The organism is Microbacterium gorillae (assembly GCF_050990725.1).
GTDB lineage: Bacteria > Actinomycetota > Actinomycetes > Actinomycetales > Microbacteriaceae > Microbacterium > Microbacterium gorillae_A.
Window position 1 is genome coordinate 4352905 of sequence record NZ_CP158844.1, and the last position, 24609, is coordinate 4377513.

Annotated in this window: 21 protein-coding genes; 11 read left to right on the plus strand and 10 right to left on the minus strand. The window is 67.6% G+C overall.

Features of this window, described 5'->3' with window-relative positions; translation table 11 throughout:
* Nucleotide 1 precedes the first annotated feature (1 nt).
* Genes ABTV68_RS20005 through ABTV68_RS20025 form a run of 5 tightly spaced genes read left to right on the plus strand, consistent with a single transcriptional unit; the run spans nt 2 to nt 4050 of the window.
* Nucleotides 2-1045: a FecCD family ABC transporter permease gene (locus tag ABTV68_RS20005; protein WP_433675417.1), complete on the plus strand. Its 1044-nt coding sequence runs from the start codon at nt 2-4 to the stop codon at nt 1043-1045.
* Nucleotides 1042-2109, plus strand: a complete 1068-nt coding sequence (locus ABTV68_RS20010) for a FecCD family ABC transporter permease (RefSeq protein ID WP_433675418.1) — start codon at nt 1042-1044, stop codon at nt 2107-2109. The genes ABTV68_RS20005 and ABTV68_RS20010 overlap by 4 nt, the downstream gene beginning before the upstream one ends.
* The gene (locus ABTV68_RS20015) at nt 2106-2906 is read left to right on the plus strand and encodes an ABC transporter ATP-binding protein (protein WP_433675419.1); all 801 of its coding nucleotides are present in this window, start codon (nt 2106-2108) and stop codon (nt 2904-2906) included. The genes ABTV68_RS20010 and ABTV68_RS20015 overlap by 4 nt, the downstream gene beginning before the upstream one ends.
* Nucleotides 2896-3828 carry a siderophore-interacting protein gene (locus ABTV68_RS20020; protein ID WP_433675420.1) on the plus strand — a complete coding sequence of 311 codons (933 nt, stop codon included), beginning with the start codon at nt 2896-2898 and terminating at the stop codon, nt 3826-3828. The genes ABTV68_RS20015 and ABTV68_RS20020 overlap by 11 nt, the downstream gene beginning before the upstream one ends.
* 30 nt (nt 3829-3858) lie before the next feature.
* Nucleotides 3859-4050: a hypothetical protein gene (locus tag ABTV68_RS20025; RefSeq protein ID WP_433675421.1), complete on the plus strand. Its 192-nt coding sequence runs from the start codon at nt 3859-3861 to the stop codon at nt 4048-4050.
* 16 nt (nt 4051-4066) lie between these two features.
* Here the strand turns inward: ABTV68_RS20025 and ABTV68_RS20030 are convergent, their stop codons facing one another.
* The 8 genes from ABTV68_RS20030 to ABTV68_RS20065 all read right to left on the minus strand — a co-directional run bounded on the left by ABTV68_RS20030 (nt 4067) and on the right by ABTV68_RS20065 (nt 13128).
* Nucleotides 4067-5722, minus strand: coding sequence for an Ig-like domain-containing protein (locus tag ABTV68_RS20030; protein ID WP_433675422.1), 1656 nt, complete (start codon nt 5720-5722; stop codon nt 4067-4069).
* Nucleotides 5723-5774: 52 nt separating this feature from the next.
* Entirely contained in the window at nt 5775-6680 is a 906-nt protein-coding gene (locus ABTV68_RS20035; RefSeq protein WP_433675423.1) for a carbohydrate ABC transporter permease, read from the minus strand.
* On the minus strand, nt 6677-7654 hold the full coding sequence (locus ABTV68_RS20040) for a carbohydrate ABC transporter permease (RefSeq protein ID WP_433675424.1): 978 nt from the start codon (nt 7652-7654) through the stop codon (nt 6677-6679). Before ABTV68_RS20040 ends, ABTV68_RS20035 begins: the two co-directional genes overlap by 4 nt.
* Nucleotides 7655-7656: 2 nt before the next feature.
* Nucleotides 7657-8937 carry an extracellular solute-binding protein gene (locus tag ABTV68_RS20045; RefSeq protein ID WP_433675425.1) on the minus strand — a complete coding sequence of 427 codons (1281 nt, stop codon included), beginning with the start codon at nt 8935-8937 and terminating at the stop codon, nt 7657-7659.
* Between the two features lie 209 nt (nt 8938-9146).
* Nucleotides 9147-10001, minus strand: a complete 855-nt coding sequence (locus ABTV68_RS20050) for a Gfo/Idh/MocA family protein (RefSeq protein ID WP_433675426.1) — start codon at nt 9999-10001, stop codon at nt 9147-9149.
* Nucleotides 9998-11053 (minus strand): Gfo/Idh/MocA family protein, encoded by a 1056-nt coding sequence (locus ABTV68_RS20055; protein WP_433675427.1) that lies wholly within the window; start codon nt 11051-11053, stop codon nt 9998-10000. Before ABTV68_RS20055 ends, ABTV68_RS20050 begins: the two co-directional genes overlap by 4 nt.
* Entirely contained in the window at nt 11050-12078 is a 1029-nt protein-coding gene (locus ABTV68_RS20060) for a Gfo/Idh/MocA family protein (RefSeq protein WP_433675428.1), read from the minus strand. The genes ABTV68_RS20055 and ABTV68_RS20060 overlap by 4 nt, the downstream gene beginning before the upstream one ends.
* A 33-nt stretch (nt 12079-12111) precedes the next feature.
* Complete coding sequence (locus ABTV68_RS20065) at nt 12112-13128, minus strand: LacI family DNA-binding transcriptional regulator (RefSeq protein ID WP_433675429.1); 1017 nt, start codon at nt 13126-13128, stop codon at nt 12112-12114.
* A 75-nt stretch (nt 13129-13203) separates the two neighbouring features.
* Here ABTV68_RS20065 and ABTV68_RS20070 point away from each other — a divergent pair, with 75 nt between their 5' ends.
* Nucleotides 13204-14013, plus strand: a complete 810-nt coding sequence (locus ABTV68_RS20070; RefSeq protein WP_433675430.1) for a 6-phosphogluconolactonase — start codon at nt 13204-13206, stop codon at nt 14011-14013.
* Entirely contained in the window at nt 14010-15161 is a 1152-nt protein-coding gene (locus ABTV68_RS20075; protein WP_433675431.1) for an N-acetylglucosamine-6-phosphate deacetylase, read from the plus strand. The genes ABTV68_RS20070 and ABTV68_RS20075 overlap by 4 nt, the downstream gene beginning before the upstream one ends.
* A gap of 25 nt (nt 15162-15186) precedes the next feature.
* Here ABTV68_RS20075 and ABTV68_RS20080 read toward each other — a convergent pair whose 3' ends face one another.
* Nucleotides 15187-16014: a class I SAM-dependent methyltransferase gene (locus ABTV68_RS20080; protein WP_433675432.1), complete on the minus strand. Its 828-nt coding sequence runs from the start codon at nt 16012-16014 to the stop codon at nt 15187-15189.
* A gap of 318 nt (nt 16015-16332) precedes the next feature.
* The gene (locus tag ABTV68_RS20085; RefSeq protein WP_433675433.1) at nt 16333-17826 is read right to left on the minus strand and encodes a DUF222 domain-containing protein; all 1494 of its coding nucleotides are present in this window, start codon (nt 17824-17826) and stop codon (nt 16333-16335) included.
* A gap of 175 nt (nt 17827-18001) precedes the next feature.
* On the opposite strand from ABTV68_RS20085, the gene ABTV68_RS20090 reads away from it, so the two are divergent.
* From ABTV68_RS20090 to ABTV68_RS20105, 4 genes are read left to right on the plus strand one after another with little or no spacing between them, the layout of a single operon-like run.
* Nucleotides 18002-19465, plus strand: coding sequence for a DUF3375 domain-containing protein (locus tag ABTV68_RS20090; RefSeq protein ID WP_433675434.1), 1464 nt, complete (start codon nt 18002-18004; stop codon nt 19463-19465).
* Nucleotides 19462-20097, plus strand: a complete 636-nt coding sequence (locus tag ABTV68_RS20095) for a DUF4194 domain-containing protein (protein ID WP_433675435.1) — start codon at nt 19462-19464, stop codon at nt 20095-20097. The genes ABTV68_RS20090 and ABTV68_RS20095 overlap by 4 nt, the downstream gene beginning before the upstream one ends.
* Complete coding sequence (locus ABTV68_RS20100; RefSeq protein WP_433675436.1) at nt 20094-23399, plus strand: ATP-binding protein; 3306 nt, start codon at nt 20094-20096, stop codon at nt 23397-23399. The genes ABTV68_RS20095 and ABTV68_RS20100 overlap by 4 nt, the downstream gene beginning before the upstream one ends.
* The gene (locus ABTV68_RS20105; protein WP_433675437.1) at nt 23399-24595 is read left to right on the plus strand and encodes a Wadjet anti-phage system protein JetD domain-containing protein; all 1197 of its coding nucleotides are present in this window, start codon (nt 23399-23401) and stop codon (nt 24593-24595) included. The genes ABTV68_RS20100 and ABTV68_RS20105 overlap by 1 nt, the downstream gene beginning before the upstream one ends.
* Nucleotides 24596-24609: the final 14 nt, after the last annotated feature.

The following is a 24609-nucleotide window of genomic DNA, read 5'->3' on the forward strand; positions in this document are numbered from 1 at the left end:
CGTGACCTCCACGCTGACCCCACCCGCATCGGTCGCCACCGTGCTCCGGCGACCGATGCGGGTGCGTCTGCTTGCTCTCGGCGGCGGCGCTGTGCTGCTGGTGTTGCTGTGCGCGTCGTCGGTGGCCTTCGGTGCGGCCGACGTCACGCTGAACGACATCATCGGAGCACTGTCGGGTCAGTCGGACACCCTCGCGCAGGCCGCCGTCGTGAAGCGCATGCCGCGAACGGTGCTCGCGATCCTGGTGGGCGCGGCCCTCGCCATCTCTGGCACCGGCATGCAGGCCGTGACCCGGAACCCGGTCGCGGATCCCGGAATCCTCGGCGTCACGAGCGGCGCGGCCCTCGCCGTCGTGTGCGGCATCGCGTTCGCCGGAGTGACCGATCCGACCGTCTCCATCGTGCTGGCCGTCATCGGCGCGGCTCTCGCCGCAGCCTTCGTCTACACGGTGGGCTCCCTCGGTCGCGGCGGGGCCACCCCGCTCAAGCTGGCCCTCGCCGGAGCCGCGACCACCGCCGCCCTCACCTCGCTGGTGAGCGCGATCCTGTTGCCGCGCGTCGACATCCTGCAGTCCGTGCAGTCCTGGCAGATCGGCGGCGTGGGCGGCGCGACGTGGCATCGCATCGCGATCCTGACCCCGGTCCTCGTCATCGGCGCTCTGATCTGCGTGGCGAGCTCCCGCGGCATGAACTCACTCGCCCTGGGAGACGATCTGGCCACCGGGCTGGGTGTCCACGTCGCCCGCACGCGACTCATGACGACCGTCGGGGCCGTGATCCTCGCGGGTGCCGCAACAGCCATCGCCGGCCCGATCGCGTTCGTCGGTCTGGTCGTCCCGCACGTCTGCCGCATGCTCGTGGGTACGGATCATCGCTGGCTCGTCCCGTTCGCCGGTCTCGCCGGTGCCTGCCTGCTTCTCGCGGGTGACGTCCTGGGTCGGGTCATCGCGCGTCCCGACGAGATCCAGGTGGGTGTGGTCACCGCCGTGATCGGCGCGCCGTTCTTCATCTGGATCGTGCGTCGCCAGAAGGTGCGTGAACTGTGACGGCTATCCAGACTTCTCCACGCACCTCGTCTGCGGCGACGGCTCGCGCCGCCGTCATCGCGGGCCGACGATCCCGCAACCGTCGCCGCGCCCTGGCGATCGCTGCCCTGGCGCTGGCGCTGTTCGCCGCCGTGGCCACGAGCCTGATGATCGGGCAGACCTTCTACTCCCCGGTACAGGTCATTCGCGTGATCCTCGGCGAGACCGTGCCTGGCGCCTCCTTCACCGTCGGCGAGCTGCGACTGCCCCGCACCCTCACCGCCGTGCTGGCCGGAACCGCCTTCGGCCTGGCCGGCGCGACATTCCAGACGATGCTGCGCAACCCGCTCGCGTCTCCCGACATCATCGGCATCTCGTCGGGTGCGAGCGCGGCAGCCGTGATCGCGATCGTGGTGCTGGGCCTCAGCGACACCGGTGTCTCGCTGTTCGCCCTCGGCGGTGCGCTGCTGACGGCACTGGCCATCTACTTCCTTTCCCACCGCGGCGGCTTCTCCGGCACCCGCCTCATCCTCATCGGGATCGGCTTGGCAGCCATGCTGAACGCCGTGGTCTCGTTCGTGCTGTCCCGCGCCGCATCGTGGGACATCCAGACCGCGATGCAGTGGCTCACCGGGAGCCTCAACGGCGCCTCGTGGGAGCGCGTCGTCCCGCTCCTGGTCGCCTGGATCGTGCTGGCGCCGATGATGCTGGCGACCGGTCGCTCGCTGCGCATCCTGCAGCTCGGTGACGACTCGGCGGCCGGACTCGGCGTGCGCGTGCAGCCGACGCGCATCGTGCTGATTCTCGGTGCGGTGGCGCTGCTGGCCTTCGCGACCGCCGCTGTCGGGCCGGTGGCGTTCGTCGCGTTCATGGCGGGGCCCATCGCCGCTCGCCTGGTGCCCACCGGTGGTTCGCCGCTGCTGCCCAGCGCGCTCGTGGGCGCGGTCCTCGTGATCGTCGCCGACCTGATCGGCCAGTTCGCCTTCGGCACCCGCTACCCCGTGGGCGTGGTGACCGGCGTGCTCGGTGCGCCGTATCTGATCCTGCTGCTCATCCGCACCAATCGCGCCGGAGGCTCGCTATGACCGTCGCTCACTCCCTGTCCGCCGACGCGCTGACGCTCTCGTACGGCAGCCGCACGATCGTCGACAGGCTGGACCTGCAGATCGCCCCGGGACGTGTGACGTCCATCGTCGGCGCCAACGGCTGCGGGAAGTCCACGCTGCTGCGTGCGCTGTCCCGACTTCTCTCTCCCGTCAGCGGTCAGGTGGTGCTCGACGGTGCGGCGCTGCACACGCGCTCCACCCGTGAGGTGGCGCAGGTGCTGGGCCTGCTGCCGCAGAGTCCCACAGCGCCGGAGGGAATCGCGGTGGCAGATCTGGTCGGTCGCGGAAGACACCCGCACCAGCGCGCCCTCGCTCGATGGAGCGCGCACGACTACGACGTGGTGGCGGATGCCCTGGAGGCGACGCGCACCACGGATCTCGCGGATCGGTCGGTGGACGAGCTCTCGGGCGGCCAGCGTCAGCGCGTGTGGATCGCGATGGCGCTGGCGCAGGAGACCGACATCCTCCTGTTGGACGAGCCGACCACCTACCTCGACGTGGCGCACCAGGTGGAGGTGCTGGACCTGCTGACCGATCTGTCCGTCGATCGCGGCACCACCATCGTGATGGTGTTGCACGACCTGAATCTCGCGGCGCGCTACTCGGATGAGCTGGTCGCGATCCGCAACGGTCGTGTCCACGCCGCCGGTGCACCCGCCGACATCCTCACCTCCGAACTCGTCGAGGACGTGTTCGGGCTGCCCAATCAGATCACCATCGACCCCGTCTCGGGCAAGCCGATGGTCACGCCCATCGGGAGGCACCATGTCCGTTGAGACCACCACCGAGGCGACGCCGTTCGTCGTGATCCGCGCCGAGGTGCGCAGGGTCCAGCGCGTGTCGCCGAACTTCGTCCGCGTGACCTTCGGCGGCGACGCCCTGGATGACTTCGCCACTCCGGGCGCCGTCTTCGACCTGCGCATCAAGCTCATCTTCCCGCCCGCGTCGGGTGTGCTTCCGCAGTTCGACGGACGTGACGGCTGGTACCAGGGGTGGCTGGCCATCGACGAGGCTGAGCGCGGTTCGATGCGCACCTACTCGATCCGCGATCTGCGGGTGACGGAGGCCGGCACGGAGATGGACGTGGACTTCGTGCTGCACCTCGCGCCCGGCCTCACCGGACCCGCGTCGTCGTGGGCGAACCAGGCGTCGGCGGGCGATGAGCTGATCATCGCGGGCCCGCGTCGCGGGTACGACTGGGGCGGCATCGAGTACGCGCCCGGCGACGCGACCTCCGTCCTGCTGGCCGGCGACGAAACTGCGGCTCCGGCTATCGCGCGCGTCTTGGAGGACGCCCCGGCGGACCTCCAGGGCATCGCGTTCATCGAGGTGCCCGAGGCCGCCGACGCCCTGCCGATCGCCGCTCCCGCGGGCGTGGAGGTGCGGTGGCTACCCCGCGGCGACGCCCCGCACGGGACGCTGTTGCTGCCCACGGTGTTGGAGCATCTCGGCGCCGCTCCCGCCGTCGAGGTGCAGGACGTCGAAACCGAGAGCACGGTGTGGGAGACGCCCACCTTCTCCGGCCTGGGTGAGGAACTCGACGCGGCGGCACCGCACGCGGATCGCTACTTCTGGATCGCGGGCGAGAGCGGTGTGGTCACCACCCTGCGCCGTCACCTGGTGAAGGACGTGGGCATCGACCGCACGCAGGTGGCGTTCATGGGCTACTGGCGCCGCGGCGTCGCGATGAAGGGCTGAACACGCCTCGCGAGGGCGCAGACTGGGTGCATGGGAATGTTCACGCAGAAGCCGGAGGAGCCCGCCGAGTGGGCAGGACTGCCCTCCGAGCCGATCCGTCGCGACGACACGGATCTCGAGCCCGCGGTCGGCGACGAGTTGCTGCTCGACGGGACCGCGAGCTCTCTGAGCATCGACCTCACCGCCTACACGGTGGAGATCGAGGCGGGCGACGCAGAGTAGGCCGCCCGCCTCGCCGTCACGGCAACGCAGGACCGCCGGGGCCGGCGCCAGGAACGGGATAGTAGACCGGTGGCTGGTCGTCCCAGGCCGAAGGCAGCATCAGCAGATCGTCGTAGTGGTGCATGGCGATGCCACCGAATGAAGCCTCTCCGGCGAAAGCCGCGTAGGTCTTGTCGAGCTCGCCCTCCAGATACGTACGTCCCTCCTCCCAGAAGGTCACCGTCTCCGGGTCTCCCGTTCCAGCGAGGTCCTTCGTCTCGATGCCGATCACGACCGAGTCGGGTTTTCCGATCTGGTTCGCATAGTCGATCTCGTGCTGCGCCTGCGCGATGATTCCCGCGCCACCATCGGCCGAGTCACGGTAGTCCATGATCGACACGTAGTCGGTCAGGTCCTGAATGTGATCGCTCAGCGGTTTGGTCTGCCCGTTCCATGTGACGGACGTACAGCAGGCGGACGTATCCAGCCAGCGCGGGATCGCCGGTCCGACGAGGACGGGCAGTCCCGACGCATCGCGGCGGGCGATGAGAGTGTCGAGCACCTCGAGCCAGCGCTGCGGCAGTGTGTTTCCCGGCTCTTTCCATTCGGTGAGGCTGTACGGCTCGATATCCACGTTGATTCCGTCGAAACGCGCCGCCTCGGGGACGGACAGGTTGTAGTCGAGGACCTTCTCGAACTCATCGACGGCGAAGTGCTCGAACTGCTCGAGCGCTCCGAGGTACGGCGGCCTCGTTCCTCCCGCGACCGTGGCCTGGACGTGGTAACCGCGGCTCCGCGCCCAGGTGACGAAGGCAGCCACTTCATCGCGCGAGTCGCGAAGCATGTCGGTGGTGCCGTACCGATCGACGCCGAGGTAGATCGTGCGAATGGGGTCCGACCCGAAGGTGGTCGTATCGTCCATGACAGCGCCGAGTCGGTCCCGTGCGGCCGTGTCGAAAACGGCCTCATATGAGGCGCGCTCCCAGATCCACATGGCCCGGTCCTGGTGGTAGCGCACCGGGGCCTGCGCCGTCGCGCCCCCGAAGGACACGTACGTGGTCGCCGACTCACCAGTGAGTCCAGCGGAGTCCACGACCCGTGCTTCGATGCTGGCGAATCCGCTGCCGGCGAGGGGGAAGTCCGTCACATAGCGATACCGCCCGCGCCGATCCGCGCTCTGCCAGTCGCCCCCGTTCACTCGAACCTCAACGGTAGTGATGCGGCGGTTCCCCCTGACATCGAGCGCGACGTTCAGCGTCGACCCCGAGACGGCACCCTCGGCGGGCGAGGTGATGGTGACCGTCGGTTTCGCCGCAGCGGGGTTGTGGACGTCGACGGCGATGAAGTTCGACCACGTCGTGTAGAGGGTCGTCAGATCGCGTGCACGCACCGCGAGATCCAGCCGTCCGTCGACCTCGGTGAGATCCACATCAACGCTCCACGTACCGACGGTGCCGACGACCGGAATGGGAATCAGTTCCTGCGCTCCCACCACGAGGGTGAGCTCCGAAGTGTTCGCGAAGGTCCCCGAGACCGTCAGCGTGGATCCGGCGACAGAGTCACCATCGGTGGGTGTCGTGATCAACAGCTCGGTCTCGACGGCCTGCGCGGGCGCGGCCGTGCCGAACGCACCACCACCGCCGATCAGGAGCACCGCCGCCGCGAGCGCGGACAACCAGCGTGTACGTCTCATGTCCTTCTCCTTCCGCCCCGCCGATGCGAGGCTCGATCACTCACGACGCACGTCAGCCCTTGACGGCGCCGGCCATCATCCCGGCCCCGAGCCGGCCCTGTACGAAGAGGAACAGAATCACCACGGGCACGGAGATCAGCGTCGCGCCGGCCATGATGCCTGCCCAGTCGGTCGCCGACAGCTCACTGCTGAACGTCTGCAGCCACAGCGGCAGCGTCGCGTTGCCGGGCTTCGTCATCACCACGAGCGCGAGGGTGTACTCGTTCCATGCCTGGAGGAACGAGAACACAGATGCGGTCACGATTCCGGGGCCGAGGAGAGGAAGCGTCACCCGGGTGAACGCGCCGAACCGGCTGCATCCGTCCACCATCGCCGCCTCCTCCAGTTCGACCGGGATGCCGTGGATGAACCCGCGCAGCAGCCACACGGTGAACGGGACGACCGCGCCGATGTACAGCAGCGACAGACCGCCGACGGTGTTGAGCAGACTCCAGCCGTCCAGCATCCGGAACTGGGAGATGAACAGCGCCTCCGTCGGGATCATCTGCACGATCAGTACCAGCATGATGATGAAGCCGCCGCCCCGGAAACGGAACCGGCTCACGGCGATGGCGGCGAAGAATCCGAACAGCACTGCCACGACGACGACCACGGCGGTCACGCCGGCGCTCATGCCGAGTGCCGACCAGAAGCTGCGATCTGCGAGGATGCCGGCGAAGCTGTCGATGCTCAGCGGGAATGGGAAGAACCGCGGGGTGCGGGAGAACAGGTCGTCGTTGTCGGAGAACGCCGTGTTCACCATCCAGTAGATCGGGAACACGAGGAAGACGGCGGCAACCACCGCGACCGCGTTCCACGCCCGACGCCGTGCGGAGTCGCGGCTGCCGATGGTACGGCGCACCCCGGGCGGGGCGACGGCGGGGATGTCGGTGGTACGGGTCATCGTCGACGCACTCATTCCGCGGCCTCCTTCTGCTGCGCGAACATCTTCGCGATGTACTTCCAGGTGAGCAGCAGCGTGAGCAGGAGCACGATGGTGGCCAGTGCCGACGCATCCCCGTACTCACCCTGACCGATGCCGATCCGGTAGATGTAGGTGCCGAGGAGGTTGGTCTCCTCGATCGAGACGCCCGCCTGCTGCAGCACGTAGATCTGCGTGAACACGCGCAGATCCCACACGATCTGCAGCAGTCCCACGATCATGACCGCGGGTGTGATGAGTGGCAGCGTGACGTTGCGGAACCGCGTCCAGGGTCCGGCGCCGTCCAGTTCCGCGGCCTCGAGCACCTCATCGGGGACCTGGGTCAGCGCCGAGTGGATCATGAACACGATGAGCGGCAGGCTTCCCCAGATCACGGTGATCGCCGCCACGGTCAGCACGCCCATCGGCGTGGACGTCCAGGGGAATCCCGCCATGTCCGGGAAGCCGATGCGGGCGAGGATCCAGTTCACCAGCCCGTATCGGGCATCGAACAGCCACTGCCAGATCACCATGGTCACCAGCGCGGGCGTCGCCCACACGAGCAGCAGAGTGACCTGCAGGGCGATGCGGGCCCACCTGCTCACCTTCGTCAGCAGCAGGGCGATCAGCATGCCCACGATCATCGACAGCGAAGCGCAGACGGCGCAGAACAGCACCGACCGACCGAACACGATCCACATGTTCGGATCCGTGAGGATGCGGGCGTAGTTCGCCAGCCCCACCCACTCGGGCTCGGCTCCGAACTGCTGGGCGAGGCCGAACTTCTGCAGCGACATCACGAACTGCTGCAGCAGCGGCCACCCGAGCGCGATCAGCACGGCGGCCAGCAGCGGCGCGATCAGGAGGTAGGGGAAGAGCGCTCCCCGCACGCGCCGCGTGCGCGGGCGGGGAGCGGGCTGCACCGGTGCTGCTTCTGCAGCGGGTGCGATGTCGATCACGGGTGTGGACATGATCAACCGGCGTTGAGGGTCTCTTCGATCTTCGCGCCGATGCGCTTGACCACGCTGTCGATGTCCTCGCCCTTGGCGATCGCCGAATAGAGGTCGACGGGGATGTTGTTCCCCTCGACGATCGCCCAGTTCGGCGCCGGCGGCGTGAGCTGGCTGGTCTCGGCGATCTGGCGCTGCAAGTCCGCGTCGACGATGCCGTCTGGGATCGCGGACGCGTACTTCGTGTTGCCGGGGACCCAGCCGGAATCGGAGGCGAGTTGGCTCATGAAGTCCTCGCTGAGGATCAGTTTCATCGCCTTCTCGGCAAGAGCCTTCTTCGACGAGTTCGCCGCGATCGCCACGTTCGAGCCGCCGAGGAACTGGTGGCTCTCACCGCCGGCCTCGACCGGAGGCAGCGCCATGACACCGGTGACGTCTGCCAGCTCCGGGGAGATGCTCTTCTGCGCGAAGACCCGGTAGGAGAACATGGCGACTTCGCCGTTGTTGTACGGCACCCAAGGGTTGCCCGCCGTCTCCTTGGCGTCCAGGGCGCCCAGCGCCGAGTTCTGCCACATCGTCTGCATCTGCGTGAGCGCCGCCTTCGCCTCAGGGGTGTCCAGTCCGCTGACCCAGGCGTCGCCCTCCTTCTGCGCGTAGTTCGCACCGTGCGAGAAGAGCCAGCCCTCCAGCCCGTGCACATCCACGACCGGGAAGTAGATGCCCTTGAAGTCCGGAGTGCCGTCGGGGTTCGCCGCCTGGACCTTGGCGGCCGCGGCGACGAGGTCGTCCAATGTCTTCGGGGCCGCGATACCCGCCTTCTCGAGAAGGTCAGTGCGATAGAACACCACGCTCGTGCCGGCGTAGAGCGGGTACGCGTACGTCTTGCCGTCCAGCGTTGCGGCCTCGACGAAGGAAGGGATCAGGTCGTCGCCGCCCACCTCGTCGTAGAGGTCGGAGATGTCGGCGAGCGCGCCGACGTTGGCGAAGGTCGCGGTCTTCGTGTTTCCGATCTCGACGATGTCGGGGGTCTCCGACTTGCTGGCGAGCGAGGTCTGCAGCCGGGACACGATGTCGTCCCAGGGCTGCATCTCGACGGTGAGGGTGGAGCCGGGGTTCTGCGTCGCGAATTCCTTCTCCAGCCACGCGACGGCATCTTCCGAGACCGAGTCCTGCATCAACCACACGCGCAGGTCTCCGGTTTCCGATTCGCCGGTGCCGCCGGCACCGTCACCACCGGAACTGCAACCAGTGACGGTCAGTGCGGCAGCCAGCGCGGCCGCCGCAATCAGAGTGCGTCTTGCCATTCTCGTTCCTCCAGGGTCTTCCTTGACTGGCTCCGCGGAGCCCGACGGACGGGTGGTTGGCCGATCCTCACGCTATCGTGCAATCGGTTGCATTACAAGAGATACATATTCATGAACGATGAGACGTCGCTCATCTAGCGGAATCGCCCGGGCGTGTCGTCGCAGCGCGCCGGGACGGCTATGGCCGGTGCTGCATCGCGTTGCACGCTTCAGGAGCGTACGGTCGCGAACCTCGAGACAGCCTCCAAGACGACGATCGGTGCGATCATCTGCTCCTCGGGGATCGGCTCCACACCCGTCTCGAGCATGCGAACGAACGCGTCGACTCCGGGCTGGACGTAGTCATGACCCAGCACGATGTCGCGGCTCACCACACCGTGACGACCCACCACGGTGGCGCGGAACGGAACTCGCGCATCCCCCTCCGGGCGCACGAACTCCAGCGTCACCAGGATGCCGTCCACTCGATAGCGGGCGACGAGTCCGTTGCGCAGCGGTTGAACGTCTATCTCCTCGGGGGCGCCGGGCACGAGGCGCTGTGCGACATCCGTGATGTGGATCCCATAGAAGAAGATGCCGCTGTACTCGCTGCTGGCATCGGCGGGTCCCGTCACAGTGAGCGTCTGCAGCTCTCCCGTCGAGCTCGACCCGGCCACAACGGCGTCCGTGTCCGACACCCAGCGCAACGCCGACGATGAGGTCAGGAGGGCACCCCCACGACGGGCAGCCGCGACGGTCTCCCTCGCATCGGCCACGCTCGCCGCCAGCGGCTTGTCGACCCAGACCGGCGTGCCCGCTTCAAGAAATGGCACGGCCAGGGAGCGGTGTAGCGCACCGTCGCGTGAGGTGACGATGAGGGCGTCGATCTCACCCATGAGCTCCGTCGCGTCAGTGACGATTCGCTCGACGCCGCCCAGCGCGGCCAGTTCATGGGTGCGCTCGGACTCCCCGGCGACCAGCGCGATGACGCGCGCGCCCACTCCGGAACGATCCGGGGCATTCAGGTAACGGATGATCTCCTCGGCATGGCTGTTCTCGATGCCGACGATGGCGACGTGCTTCACCTTGATGCTCCACTCTTCGCTGCCTGGCGCAGATCCACCGGCTGACCGGTGCGCGCCGATTCATAAACGGCCAGCACGACCTGGAGAGCGAGCCGGCCGTCATCGGTGCCGATCGCCGGTGACCCACCGGATGCGATCGCGTCGATGACGTTCTCGTATTGACGACGGTGCGCCACGTCCACGTCACTCCACCCCGGAGGCACGTCGGACTCCACCAGCGACTCAGCCGCGGGCGCGGACACGGTGGCCGAGGCGAAGAACGAGAGTGCGTCGTTCTCCATCACCGCCGTTCCCGCCGAGCCGTGCACCGCAAGACGAACCGGGAGTCCCGGATATGCGGCGGTGCTGGCGAGCAGCAGGCCGATCGCGCCACTCTCGAACTCGATCACGGCACCCGCCACGTCCTCCACTTCGATGCCGTCATGTGCCAGCCGGCCGGTGCGGGCGCTCACGGAGGTCGGGGTGCCCAGCATCCACAGCAGCAGATCCAGCGCGTGGATGCCCTGATTCATCAGCGCGCCCCCACCGTCGATCGCGGCGGTTCCGCGCCAGTCGCCGGACTCGTAGTAGGCCTGCGGCCGGAAGAAGGCAGATTCCACGACACCCGAGGTCACTCGACCGAGTGCGCCCTCGTCGATGGACCGACGGATGAAAGACGCGACAGGTTGGAAACGACGCTGGCTGATCACCGAGACGACGCGACCGTGCTGACGCTCGGCGGCGCGGATGCGATCGGCCGCGGCGAGAGTGATGTCGATCGGCTTCTCCACGATCACGTGCACACCGTTCTCCAGGGCCTCAACCACGGCATCGGCGTGGTACGCGCTGGGCAGGCACACCGCAGCAAGATCGACGCTTTCGGCGCGATACGCCTCGGGCGCGGAGCGGTGGTAGGCGACGTCGTATTCGGCGGCGAGAGCCTGCCCCCGTGACTCGTCGAGATCGACGACAGCCACCAGCTCGGCACCGGGCGCGAGTGCCGACACCAGCCGTGCGTGCACAGCACCGATCACCCCCGCCCCGACGATGGCGATACGCAGCGGTTCAGTCATGATCTCTCCTGTCGCGTGGCTGAATGATCTCTGGCACGGGTCCACGACAGTGGCGCACCACCCTGGCTCGCGGATGCCTGAGCAAGAAGGGCCAGTCGTGTGGCGGTGACGGAGGCGTCCGTGTCGACCTCGGGCACACGGCCGTCGCGGAACGCGTCGAGCGCGTCCTCCGCCGGACGGCGCGGGGCAGGCAGCTCGAGCTCACGCAACGGCTCGTCCGCCGTCGTCAGCTCGACGCGCCCGCGGGCCCAGAAGATCTCCGCCGTGCCGGATGTGCCGACCAGCCGCATCCGATAATCACCGTGGATATCAGAAGCCTGCGGTGTGAGCCAGCTGACCTCGCTCGTGATCACAGCGGTGGCGGTCACCAGCGTGGCTGCGCCGTATCGCGCGAAATCGGGGTGGCCCTTCAGAGGAGCAGCCGTCGCGCCCGCTACCGTGCCCGCATCGGCAGGTGCGAACAGCAGCGCGGCATCCAGATCGTGCACGGCGAGATCGCCGATGATGCCGCCGTACTCCGCGGTACTGAAGAACCAGTCGGGCCGGGACGAGGCGTTGAGCTTGTGCGGTCCGGAAGAGGTCACGCCCACCACCTCGCCAAGTGCACCAGCCCGGACGGCCGCGAGCGCCGCTCGGGTCTCGGGATAGCCTCGCTTCTCCAAGAGCAGGCTCACAGTTCGGCCGGTGCGCGCCGCGGCCTCTTCGATCGCGTCCAACTGGGCCAGCGTGGTGCACAGCGGCTTATCGACCAGGACGTGTGCACCCGCCTCCAAAGCCCGGACCACATCGGAACCGCGATCGCCGTACACACCGGCGACGACAGCGAGATCCACGCCCTCGTCCAACAGCTGTTCCGGGCGATCGCAGGCCAGCACCCCGAAGCGGTCGGCATGCTGCTGGGCTATCGAGCGGTCGCGATCCTGAACTCCGATCAGCCGGAAGTCATCGCGATCATCACGACCGAGCTCGTCGAGGACGTAGTCGACGTGCGCATGGGCCGCGCCGATGATCGCGATCTGAAGCATGGGCGACAGCAAACCATGCGACCGGTTGCATTGTCAACCGTCAGAGCGTCGCGCCGCCTCGGTCGTCGATCGCACCACCAGGTGAGTCGCGATGGTCACCCGCTCCTGCGATCGCTCACCGCTGGAGAGCACACCCAACAGCAGTTCCGCCGCCGCTTCGCCCGCGGCGGCTGACGCGGCAGAGATCGTCGTCAACGCCGGGTTGGTCCCGGATGCGAGTGTGTCGTCGCAGCCGATCACGCTGATGTCGCGGGGGACGTCTACGCCGCGCAACGACAGCCCCGCCATGACGCCCTGCGCCACCACGTCGTCGAAGGCGATCACGGCGGTCGCGCCGGAGTCAAGCACGCCACCGACGGCGTCACGTCCGCCGGCCGAGCTCGGCCGCCCGAGCTCCTGGATGACAACCTCGAGATCAGCGCGTTCCGCAGCCCGCTTGAGCGCAGCCCGGCGCTGCTGATCGGACCAGGACTCACGCGGGCCGGAGAGATACACGACCCGCTCGTGGCCCAAGCGGCTGAGGTGAACGACAGCTTCGTCAAGGCCACCGCTGGGGTCGATGAGAACGCGCGCCAGACCGTCGATATCGCGATTCACGAGCACAACGGGGCGCGACGCGTCGAGCTCGCGGATCCGCTGCTCGTCCAAGCGCGGCGCCCCCAGCACGAACCCTTCGACCTGAGCGCTGAGACGCGAGGTGAGATTCGCCTCACGATCGGCGATCTCGTCCGAATCCCCGAGGAACACGGCGTAGCCGGCGGCATCCGCGAGAGTCTGCACCCGCCGCACGAGCGGCGGGAAGAACGGGTTGGCGATATCCGGTACCACCACGGCGATGTTGCCGAATCGACCCGTGGACAGCGCCCGTGCGGCGTGATTGACGACGTAGCCCAGTTGATCGGCGGCAGCCCGCACACGCCGCACCGTCTCAGGGTTGAGAAGTTCGGGGCGGCTGAAGGCGCGAGAGACGGTGGATCGAGACACACCCGCCACTCGCGCGAGGTCGCCGATTGTCACCGCCGCCGATGCGGTCTTCCTGTTCGCTGCCACGTCACACACACTAAGCCCGCATGCCGACAGGCGGAGCGCGATATCCCCCTCCGACATCCGCGGTCGACACCCGGCATGCGCGGCGAGTGGTTGACTTTGCAAGCGGTTGCATTAATCTTGCTCGACATGAGCACGCCCTCGTTTGCCCTGCACACCCATCCGGATCGCATCACCATGGGTGCAGCCGCCGCTGCTTCCGCCGCGGCGACCCTCCGCGCCGCCATCGCCGAACGCGGGTCCGCCCGCATGATCGCCGCCGCCGCGCCCAGCCAGCTCGATGTCTATCGCGCCCTTGTCGCGGAGCCCGGGATCGACTGGAGTGCGGTGACGATTCTGCACATGGACGAGTACGTGGCGCTGGACCCGGAGGCGCCGCAGCGTTTCAGCGTGTGGCTGCGCACCCATCTCGTGGACGCCGTGGGCGATGCCCGCTTCCTGCCACTGCGACCGGAGCTGGGCGTGGCGGAAGCCGTCGAGCGTTACAGTGCCCTCCTCGCTGAGGGACCCATCGATCTGGTCTGTCTCGGCATCGGGGTCAACGGTCACATCGCCTTCAACGACCCGCCGGAAGCTCGTTTCGACGACCCGGCGGCCGTGCGGTCGGTGCGTCTTGACGAGGCCAGCCGCATCCAGCAGGTGGACGACGAGTGCTTCGATACCCTGAGCGATGTGCCGACCCACGCGCTCACGCTGACCATTCCCGCGCTCCTCGCCGGTGCGCATCTCGTGTGCGCCGTTCCCGATCGTCGGAAGGCCGAAGCTGTTCGCGCGCTAATGGAGGAGCCGGTGGATCCGGCGTGGCCCTGCACCGTCCTGCGCCGCCATCCCCGCTGCGAGGTCCACGTCGATGCGGACGCCGCGGCGCTGCTTCCGGTGGCGGGATGAGCTCCCAGGTTCTCCGCGGTCGCGATCCTCGGACTGGCGCAGGCATTGAGGTGGTGGTGACCGACGATCGCATCGCCGCTTTCGCCGCGTGGGAGGCGACGCCGGATGCTCCGTGGATCGCTCCCGGGCTGGTCGACCTGCAGGTCAACGGTCACGGTGAGGGTGACGTGAATGCGTCCGATCCGAATCCGGCGCACATCATCACGATGGCGGAGAGTCTCGCCGCGGTGGGCGTGACGCGCTTCCTGCCGACGATCATCACCGCGTCCCCTGCCGACATGCTGGCGCGAATCCGCGCGGTGGTGGCAGCGATGGACCACCCGCTCGTCGCCGCGATGGTGGCAGGCATCCATATGGAGGGTCCGAGTCTCTCCCCCGAAGACGGACCGCGCGGGGTCCATCCTCTCGAACACATCCGGCCACCGGCGATCGCCGAGCTGGAGGGGTGGCTGCAGGCTGCCCCCGGCTTGATCCGCATCGTCACGCTGTCGCCCCACCACGAGAGTGCTGTGGAGGCGACCCGCTTCCTGGCTGCGCACGGTGTGCGAGTGGCCGTGGGTCATACGCACGCCGACGACGATCAGATCCGCGCAGTGGTCGAGGCGGGTGCATCGCTCTCCACGCATCTCGGCAATGGCGCGCATGCCGTGCTGCCGCGCCACCCCAACTACCTCTGGAGCCAACTGGCCGAGCCTCGCCTGGCGGCCGGACTCATCGCCGACGGACATCATCTTCCCGACGCCACGTTGCGCACCATGCTCGCGGCGAAGCGTCCGGGTCCGGACGGCGACCACGGCGCATTCCTGGTGAGCGATGCCGTCGCCACACCCGCCGCCCTCCGAGACGGTGGTGTGTCCACGGTGGGCGGCGGCGTCGAGATCGCCGCGGACGGCGCGCTGCGTCATCGGGCGACCGGATTCCTCGCCGGCTCGATCCAGACGCTCGACGTGGGCGTCGCCACGATCGCACGCCTCACCGGCTCGCTCGCGACCGGGGTGGAACTGGCCGCTACCGCTCCTGCACGGCTGCTCGACGGTGATGACCCCTGGCGCGTCGGTGCACGCGCGGACATCCTGCGCTTCACGTGGCGATCCGGCGACGCTCGCATCAGCCCCGTCTCGGTGCACATTGCGGGGCGCGAGGTCTGACCCGCAGGAGGCACTTAGCGGATCGTCACACCCGTGTCGCGCGCAGGGTGTAGCTGAGTGGCATCCGCTCCGGACGGTCGGCAAGCGCGAATTCGCCGTTGTCGCGCTCGACCATTTGGCCCGGGAGCGCCTCCCACGGCACACTGTCGTGCTCGACCAGCAGGTCGATGCGCAGTCCCGCATCGATGAGAGCCGTCACGATCTCGCCCAGCCCGTGGTTCCACTCGTAGGTGCGGGCATGTTCGATCGGCGCGGTGACGTCGACATAGGTGCTGTCGTCGTCGAAGACGAGGGGCTCGTCGTGCTCCCAATACGAGTAGTGCAGGTGCACGTCGTCGGCGCGCCTCTCGTCCACGGTGAACAGCACCGGATGCCCCTCCCGGATGAAGAGGAATCCGCCGGGCTTGAGTACTGAGGCCACCACACGCGCCCAGCCGCGCACATCGGGAAGCCATCCCAGCGCCCCGATGCCGGTGAACACGAAGTCGAAGGTCTCACCGTCGAGGACCGTGGCGGCGTCGTACACGTTGCCCTCGACGTAGCGGACGTCGTCGCCGGTTTCAGCCACGAGCAGTCGGGCGGCGGCTATCGCCTCACCAGAGAAGTCGAGTCCGGTCATTCGCGCACCGCGGCGCGCGAGCGAGAGCGTGTCGGTGCCGATGTGACACTGCAGATGCACGCCACGCAGCCCGTCGACGTCCGGCAGCAGCGGGATGTCGAACCGTACGACATCGCTCAGCAGTTCGCGATCCTCGACATAGCGGTCCACCGCGTACCCGCTGCCGTCACGCGCGGCGTGCAACACAGCGCGATCGTCCCAGTTGGCGCGGTTGGCGTCGAACTGCTCGTTCATGTGCGTCCTTCCGCCCGGCGCCTGCCGAGCCGATCAGGCTATCAGGAGGGAATGGGTTGGCACGTCCTGGCAACGAGTCGGCAGCAGGAGTGATTGTGAGCCACCATCGTCGTCGGCGGGCCACCATCGTCGTCGGCGGGGGACCTCGTGCAATCGGCGGCGAGCATCATCGTGATGTCGGTGACGTGGCACCGCCCACTTCACCGCGGCACGTAACCACACCGCTTCACCGCGGCACGTAACCACACCGCTTCACCGCGGCACGTAACCGCAACACTTCGCCGCCCGGAGATCACCATGGCGGTTCACCATGGCCGCTCACCATGGTGGTTCCCCGTCGCTGGAGGTGCCCGGATCGCTGTTGCGGTGGCTGCCACCGCCGCCGGATTCGGTGGGGATGGTGAAGGTGACGGTGCGGGGTTCGGGGTCTTCGATGTAGTGGTATCCGGCCGGGGTGATGTACTCCACAACCCCGGCAGGGTGTGGGGTGATCTTCCAACCCGCGCTGGTCTTCAACGTGTGATGCCGGCGACACAGCGGGGCAAGATTCCCGACGTCCGTCTTCCCACCCTCAGCCCATCCCTCATTGTGGTCGATATCGGTATACCGGATCGGGACACGGCACCCGGGGTGTCGACAGTGCTGATCCCGGTGAGTGAGGAAGCGTTTCATCTCCGCCGTCGGCCGATACCTGTCCGTGGCGAGCACAGCACCGGTGATCGGGTGGGTGAGGATCCGATCCCACCCCGGCATACCTCCCGTGAGGAGGCGGGCGGTGTCCGCATCGATCGGGACCGCACCGTCCAGCTCGGCACCATCGTCTCCGGTTCCGATCAGGGTGAGCACCGGGATCGTGACCGCGACGGTCGCGTGGATGGAGCCGATCGCCGTGTCCACGCTGTGGGGAGTGTTCGTCAGCAACAGGTCGGCGAAGATATCGGCGCGCATCTGATCCACCGTCCGCGAATCACGGAACTCACCCACACCCGCACCCACACCCGCGCCCGCGCCACGACTCCCGTTCGTACCGGGGCCCGTGCCCGCGGCGGCCTTGGCGTTGTCCGCATCACGCAGGGCGTGCGCCATCTGATCCAACCGATCCTTCACCCCGTGCGCGAGCACGGACGGCAGATACGCGTGCAGGGTCGACATGCCATCCAGGTCATCCGTCACCCACACCGCCCGGGCACGGCGCGCCTCACGATGACGTTCCGTGATGCCCACGTCCCGAACCTCTTCCGCCACCCGCGCCAGCATCCCCCTCAACCGATTCGCAGACTGCACCCGAGCAAGCGGCAACGCACGCCCCACATACTCCTCACGCGCAGGACCCGGCTCGATCGGGACGCCATGCTCCAAGATCTCGCGAACATGCCGGGAACTGATATCACCCTGCGACAACGCAGCATGCACCGCCGGGAAGTCATGCACCAACTGATACGCATCCGACATCCACCGCTGAACCGTCCGATCACTCACACGAACCGCCGCCCCCACCTCCGCAGCAAGCGACCGCAACCCCAGATCGGACTCCGACGACCGCCCCAACGTCGCACCCGAGAGCTCGACCAGATCCGCGAGCAGCGCCGCCTCCAACGCATCCGTCGCCGCCCGCGACCGCGTCACCGCCACGATCGCATCCACATACGCCCGCACCACCTCGACATTCGGACCGTCGGGCGACGAACCACCGCGCGGAGTCAGCCCGGGCGACTGACTCGCTGCGCCACGGTCATGCGAAGTTGGGCCTGCGGGATCAGAGGCGGTCTCACACGGCGGGTCTTTCACCGAGACGTTATGTTCTATGTTCATGGCACCATTATTCCAACAGCACTAGAACACATATTCGAACATCGATGATATGTGGATAACTCGCATCGCCACCGAGACGCACGCCGCGATGTCCGCCACAGAATCAACAGCTGATTGCGTGGATGTCGGTGGTCTCGGCCATCATGGAGGCGTCACAACACAGCAGAGGAGCACGATGGCGACACTCGATGACGCGCTCGCACGGTCCCTCGCGCTGCGGCGCCTGCAGAAGGATGACGTTTCCTGGAAGCTGATGCGTGCGGAGCTGGCACCGGTGATTCTCGGCATCCTCGGAACGCACCTCGGGGGCGAAGTTCGACGGATGCCCGTGGCCGAGCTGGTCGAGGCGGTCGATGCAGACCTCGACGGTCTCCGCGACCTCGGTTTTGACCTGCCTCTCGTCGCGCAGGCATACTGCAGCGCGTGGCGAAGTGACGGCTACCTCATCCGACGCCCGTCCGATGACTCTCGCGGCGAGACGTACGAGCTCTCCGCCGCGGCGCTGGGTGCCCTCCGTACGTTGACAGCGCTGGCCGACCCGCGCCCCGCCATCACCGAGTCCCGACTCACGAGCATCGCGCACCAGCTCTCGGCGCTTGCAACGGATACCGATCCCGACCAGACCCGTCGACTGTCCACTCTGCTCGCTCAGCGTGAAGCCCTCGACGCCGAGATCAGCCGCGTGCGGGCCGGAGACATCACGATCCTGGACGATGCTCGGGCCACCGAGCGCACCCGCGAAATCCTCAAGCAGATCACCGAGCTCCCGGGAGACTTCGCTCAAGTGCGCATGCGATTCGAGGGCCTGAATCGCCTGCTACACGAACGACTCATCGAATCCGAGGACAGCCAGCGCAAGGTCCTGGGCGATGTCTTCCGCGGCGTCGACCTCATCGCCGACAGTGACGCGGGGCGCAGCTTCAGCCACTTCCTGCGACTCGTATTGGATCCGGAGGTGGGGGCCGAGTTCGATCGGGACATCGATCGCGTGCTCGACCGGGACTTCGTCGACGAGCTGGAGCCCGCGGAACGACGTGCGCTGCGACGCCTCCTGCCAACGCTGAAGCGAGAGGGAAGCGACATCCACAGCGTGATCACCGCCTTCGCGCGGGGGCTGCGCCGCTACGTGCAGTCCCAGCAGTACCAGCGCGATCGAGCACTGCGCGGCACCATCCGCGAAGGTCTCGCCGCGGCGCTGCGAGCAGCGCCGCACACGAAGCCCTATCGGCCGACGCAGATCGACATCGAGCTCAGCGGCGTTTCACTCAGCTCCATCGGCGCGCTGCGCCCGCATGACCCCTCTGACTTCGTGGTCACAAGCACAGTGAGCACGAATGCTGCCGTCGATGTGGACTGGCAGCAGTTGCGCGACGCAGCCCGCGACACCGAGATCGACTTCGACGAGCTGAGCGCCAACGTCCGCGCGGTGATCGACGAGCTGGGAGAGCCCACGATCGCCCAGATCCTGGAGCGCTTCCCCGCAACTCAAGGGGTCGGCTCGGTGATCGGGCTTCTTGCTCTCGCCGACGAGTCCGCGGTGGCGGAGATTGGCGACGAACACATCAGCTGGGTGGGCGCCGACGGCTCTGGCCGCACCGCTCCCATTCCCCGCCACCGCTTCCTGAGGACTCCCGCATGACCGACACAGCCACTCATGACGACACCGGATCTGTTTCCCCAACGGCCCTCTGGACCGGAGACCGCGGATCCCTCGCGGAGAACTCACGACGCGTTCTCCTGGCGCTGATCAAGGGTCCCTACGTGTCCAGCGACAAGGGCAACCTCTGGTCCGCGCTGCTTGCCGATCAGTCGGCCATTGAGGAACGCCTCAACGATCTGTTCCTCGACCTCGTCATCGACCCGGTCCTCGGTTTCGCGTTCGTCCGCAACGTGCGAACCGATGAGCTCGCCATCCCGACCGCGGTGCGGGCAGAGACCCTGACCTTCCTCGATACCGCCATGTTGCTCGTACTGCGACAGATCCTGCTGCATGCGGAAGGCGAACGGCGGGTCATCATCGGGCGCGACGAAGTCTTCGAACAGCTCGCGGTGTATCGCGGGGCCGACCGTGACGAGACGGACTTCGGCAAGAGGCTGAATGCGTCCTGGCGCAAGATGCGAGATTCGCTGCGCATCGTGCACGCCACGGATACCGAAGATCGGGTGGAGATCTCGCCCGTGCTCGCGCTCATTGTCACCGCAGACACGGTGCGGCAGCTGGCCGCGGAATACGACCGGATCGCCGCCGCCGGCGAGGAGGAGGACGCGTGAGCATCGCAACCGGGCAATGGCGCCTCTCCCGCATCGAACTCGTCAACTGGGGCACCTTCACGGGCCACACGGTGATCGATGTCGCACGGCGAGGTCACCTGTTCACCGGCCCGAGCGGATCGGGCAAATCATCTCTGCTGGACGGCATCGCAACGGTCCTCACTCCCCGCGTGTGGGTGCGATACAACGCGGCTGCACAGGATCAATCCGCCCGCGCCGATGATCGCAGCCTGGTCAGTTACATCCGTGGGGCGTGGGCGAAGCAGGCCGACGAGGTGGAAGACCGCGCCATCAGCACCTATCTGCGCACCGGTGCCACCTGGAGTGGGCTCCTGCTGCGATTCGAAGACGAGGCAACGGATCCCGTCACCCTGGCGCGCCTCTTCCACCTTCGCGGGGGTGGAGCCGACGCCGCGGACGTGAGGGATCTGGGTTTCATCGATCGCTCGTCCCCCGATCTGCTGGCGTTCCAGTCATTCGCCACGTCCGGGCTGGATGCCCGCGGAATCAAACGAGCGTTCCCCGATGCGCTGGTGACCACCAGCGGTGCGCACAAGACCTATTTCTCCCGCATCACGCGACTGCTCGGCATCGGCTCCACCGGCGCGCTGCAGCTGTTGCATAAGACACAGTCAGCGAAGAACCTCGGCAGCCTCGATCGGCTGTTCCGCGAGTTCATGCTCGACCAGCCACGCGCCTTCGAGCGCGCCAAGGAGGCCGTCGCGCAGTTCCAAGACCTCAACGAGGCGCACAAACTGGTGGTTCGCGCCCGTGAGCAGGTCGAACAGCTTCGCGACCTCGAGCCGAGCGCCAGCGCCTATGAGGCCGCGGCCCACGACCTCGACGAGGCTCGACGGCTTCAGGCGCTGTTGCCCACATTCCAGACCCGACTCCTCCTCCAGGAGACGCGCAGCGATCGTGACGCCACACGGGTGGCCCTCGCCGCCGCGCAATCGGCGGAGCTCTCGGCATCGGAACGTCGCGATGCCGCGGATGCGAGCTTCGCCGCTGCGGACGCGGCCGTCCGCGATGTCGGAGGTGATCACGCGGATCGGGCACGGGAACGGCTCGACGACGCAAAGCGCCACGTCGCAGAGGTTGCCGCACGCGCTGGGCGTACCGCCGAGGCGCTGCGCTCTGTGGAGGTGGATGTTCCGACGGACGCGGAGAGTTACGCGGCGCTGCGTGATGCGGCCGAGCGCGAACTCGCCGAGAGCGCAGATGATCCGCGCCTCCACGAACATGACGCCAACCGCGCTTATATCGAGGCACGCAACGAAGTGCGCCGTCTGGACGAGGAGATCCTCGAACTGCGCCGGCGCCCGACGAACATCCCCGCGAACCTGCTGCGCGCGCGAACGCTGATCGCGGAGCAGCTGCGAATCAACGAATCCGTGCTGCCCTTCGCCGGTGAACTGATGGATGTACGCCCGGAGTATGTCGAGTGGACCGGTGCCATCGAACGCGTGCTGCGGCCGCTGTCGACGACGCTCGTCGTGCGCGCCGACCTCCTGCCCGCGGTGCGACGCACGGCCGACGCACTCTCACTCGGCGCTCGGGTGGTGTTCGAGGCTGTCCCGGCGAGTGTCGATGACCCGCGACGAGTGGAATCTGAGACCTCGCTCGTCTATCGAGTGCGGGTGGCCGACGGCCCGTTCCACACCTGGCTGAACGGGCGACTCTCCGAGCAGTACGACTACGCGTGCGTCGACTCGCCAGACGACCTGGACGATGTGCCGCGCGGCCTCACGATTCGCGGGCAGGTGAAGACGTCGGCTCGTCGCTATGTGAAGGACGATCGGTTCCGCGTGGATGACCGCGAACAGTGGGTCATGGGCACGGATAACGAGGCGAAGGTCGACGAACTCGTCGCCCGTCGCCAGCGTGCCGAGGCGGATCAGCAGGCGGCCGACGCACTCCTGCAACGCGCGCAACAGGAGCAAGCTCGCATCGTCCGCCGACGCGAGGTTCTGCTCGCTGTGCTTCGGCAGCCGTGGCACGAGCTGGACCTGGCGTCCGCGAACCATCAGGTTGACGAACGCGCGCGTGAGCTGCGCGAGCTGACCGACGGCAATGCGCAGCTGTCCGATGCCGTCGCGCGAGCCGACACCGCACGCCAGACTCGCGACCGGGCCCGCGATGCCGCAGCGGAAGCGATCGCGCGCGTCCGGCAGCTGGAGGCCGAACTCGTGTCGCTCCGCGCCGATGAGGTTCGCCTGCGTGATGAGCTCACCGCACTCTCGCCGCTGGAGACGAGTGACGCTCAGATCCTGGCTGCCCGATTCCAAGGTGTCCAGCGCCAGATCAACCGCACCAACGTCAACGCGATCGGCTTCACGGTCCAAGCGCGCCTCCGAGCGCAGGCTGACGAGGCATCGGTCACGCTCGCTCGCTCTCGTTCGGAGTTTGAGCGGCGTGCGCGCGACTTCGTGGGCACGTTCTCCGAGACCGCGGCACGCGTTGAGCCCTCGATCGACGATAGATCCGGCTTCGCCGCGCTGCGCGCCGAGATCGAGTCGGTGGGATTGCCGCAGCACGAGGCCGCCTTCTTCCGACTGCTGCGTGAGAAGTCGCGAGACGCCGTCGGGTTGCTGCTGGATGACCTGAGAAGCGCTCCCAAAGAGGTGCGCGATCGTATCGAGCCGGTGAACCAGTCCCTCAGCCGGTCACCTTTCGACCGGGATCGCACCCTCTCGATCCGTGTCAGGGATAACCGATCACCCGAGGTCACCACCTTCATCACGGAGTTGCGCTCCATTGTCGACGGCAGCTGGGACCACAACGAGGCGGAGACCGCCGAGGCACGATTCGCGGTGCTGGCCGACGTGATGAACAGATTGGCTTCCTCCGAACGAGACCACGTCCAGTGGCGTGCCCGATGCCTGGACACGCGTGAGCACGTCACCTTCCAGGCGCGAGAGCTGAATGCCGCGGGAGACGTGGTCGCCGTCCACGACTCCAGCGCGGGGCTCTCGGGCGGGCAGAGGCAGAAGCTCGTCATCTTCTGCCTCGCCGCCGCGCTCCGCTACCAGCTGACTCAGGACGAGGCCGACCTGCCACGTTATGGAACCATCGTGCTGGACGAGGCGTTCGACAAAGCGGATTCCGCGTACACCCGGATGGCGATGGACATCTTCGAGGAGTTCGGCTTCCACATGATCTTGGCCACGCCCCAGAAGCTGCTGACCACCCTGGAGCCGTACGTGGGTGCCGTCACCGCCATTTCCAATCCGACCCGCGCGGAATCACGCGTGGCCCACGTGGCCTGGCACGACGACGACGGCCCGACGGCGACGAGCTGATGCCCGCCCCGGTCAGCGTTTCCGTGGCACGCGAGCGGGCCCGAGTTCGGGTCAGCCGATCGCTCGCCGACTGGATCGCGCGCGGAGGTGCCGATGCTGCGCTCATGCTCCCCCTGCACCCGCCGACGGAGCGAGCCGTGCTGCGCGACGGTCAGGACGTCACGCGGCGGTGGAAGGAATCCTGGGAGGGCATTCCCGGCGTCGTCCTTGCCACGCGATCGTGGGCATCAGTGGGCACGCAGACCGTGCCGGAACGACTCGAGCTTCACGGCGCTGATGCGATTGCGACATTCGCCGGCCGCGCCTCGCTCGAGGCGTGGAGTCGGGCACGGAGCGCGGCCGAAGCCATCCGGGCTGAGCTCGACACCGATTCGAACGCAGCCGCAGCCGACGCCGTGTCAGCGGCTCTCGCCTCCCACGCGCGGCGCCTCAGCGACCTCGAGAAACCGACCGCGACGACGATCGGGAGCGCTGCGCGATGGCTCGTCGACAACCCGGCCTCCGGTCTTCGCATTCGGCAGGTCCCGATTCCCGGAGTCGACACCAAGTGGCTCGCCCAGCACCGCGCCCTCGTGAGCGCGCTGTACGGAGCTCTCACCGGACGCCCCGGGCTGGATCTCGTCGCGGCACCCGAGCTGGTGCGAATGAGGATTCTCGACGAGAAGCTCTGGCCTGCGGGGCCGCGACACCTCTCAGCCCCCGCGGCCGAGTGGAACCGCGTCGATCTGCGCCCGCACACGGTTCTCGTGGTGGAGAACCTCGAGACTCTGCTGGCTTTGCCGGATCTGCCTGGCACCGTCGCGGTCCACGGACACGGGTACGGCACGAGTGCACGGCTAGTCGACATCGAGTGGCTCGGAACTGCGCCTCAGCTGCTGTACTGGGGCGATCTCGACTCCGACGGGTTCGGCATCCTCAACCAGCTGCGCGCCGCGCTCCCGCGCTTCGAGTCGGTCCTCATGGATGAGCAGACGCTTCGCGATCACGAGGCGTTGTGGACCGTGGATCCCACGAAACCCGCGTCACTGGAGCTCACACACCTGGCACCGCGCGACCTCGCGGTCCGCGCCTTCCTCGCGCAACAGCACGACGCCGGAGAGCCCCGCCTCGAGCAGGAACGCATCCTCTGGCCGTACGCCATGCAGCGCCTGCACGACGTGATCGGGCCGTCCGACGGGGCGGGACACGCCAGATAGACTGAACCTGCTCG

Bases quoted from the DNA above. Each gene is read 5' to 3' on its own strand.
- ABTV68_RS20035 (WP_433675423.1), bottom strand. From the start codon at position 6,680: ATGAGTGCGTCGACGATGACCCGTACCACCGACATCCCCGCCGTCGCC.
- ABTV68_RS20030 (WP_433675422.1), bottom strand. From the start codon at position 5,722: ATGAGACGTACACGCTGGTTGTCCGCGCTCGCGGCGGCGGTGCTCCTG.
- ABTV68_RS20025 (WP_433675421.1), top strand. From the start codon at position 3,859: ATGGGAATGTTCACGCAGAAGCCGGAGGAGCCCGCCGAGTGGGCAGGA.
- ABTV68_RS20095 (WP_433675435.1), top strand. From the start codon at position 19,462: ATGACCGACACAGCCACTCATGACGACACCGGATCTGTTTCCCCAACG.
- ABTV68_RS20055 (WP_433675427.1), bottom strand. From the start codon at position 11,053: ATGACTGAACCGCTGCGTATCGCCATCGTCGGGGCGGGGGTGATCGGT.
- ABTV68_RS20070 (WP_433675430.1), top strand. From the start codon at position 13,204: ATGCGCGGCGAGTGGTTGACTTTGCAAGCGGTTGCATTAATCTTGCTC.
- ABTV68_RS20090 (WP_433675434.1), top strand. From the start codon at position 18,002: ATGGCGACACTCGATGACGCGCTCGCACGGTCCCTCGCGCTGCGGCGC.
- ABTV68_RS20060 (WP_433675428.1), bottom strand. From the start codon at position 12,078: ATGCTTCAGATCGCGATCATCGGCGCGGCCCATGCGCACGTCGACTAC.
- ABTV68_RS20040 (WP_433675424.1), bottom strand. From the start codon at position 7,654: ATGTCCACACCCGTGATCGACATCGCACCCGCTGCAGAAGCAGCACCG.
- ABTV68_RS20075 (WP_433675431.1), top strand. From the start codon at position 14,010: ATGAGCTCCCAGGTTCTCCGCGGTCGCGATCCTCGGACTGGCGCAGGC.
- ABTV68_RS20085 (WP_433675433.1), bottom strand. From the start codon at position 17,826: ATGAACATAGAACATAACGTCTCGGTGAAAGACCCGCCGTGTGAGACC.
- ABTV68_RS20020 (WP_433675420.1), top strand. From the start codon at position 2,896: ATGTCCGTTGAGACCACCACCGAGGCGACGCCGTTCGTCGTGATCCGC.
- ABTV68_RS20105 (WP_433675437.1), top strand. From the start codon at position 23,399: ATGCCCGCCCCGGTCAGCGTTTCCGTGGCACGCGAGCGGGCCCGAGTT.
- ABTV68_RS20080 (WP_433675432.1), bottom strand. From the start codon at position 16,014: ATGAACGAGCAGTTCGACGCCAACCGCGCCAACTGGGACGATCGCGCT.
- ABTV68_RS20045 (WP_433675425.1), bottom strand. From the start codon at position 8,937: ATGGCAAGACGCACTCTGATTGCGGCGGCCGCGCTGGCTGCCGCACTG.
- ABTV68_RS20015 (WP_433675419.1), top strand. From the start codon at position 2,106: ATGACCGTCGCTCACTCCCTGTCCGCCGACGCGCTGACGCTCTCGTAC.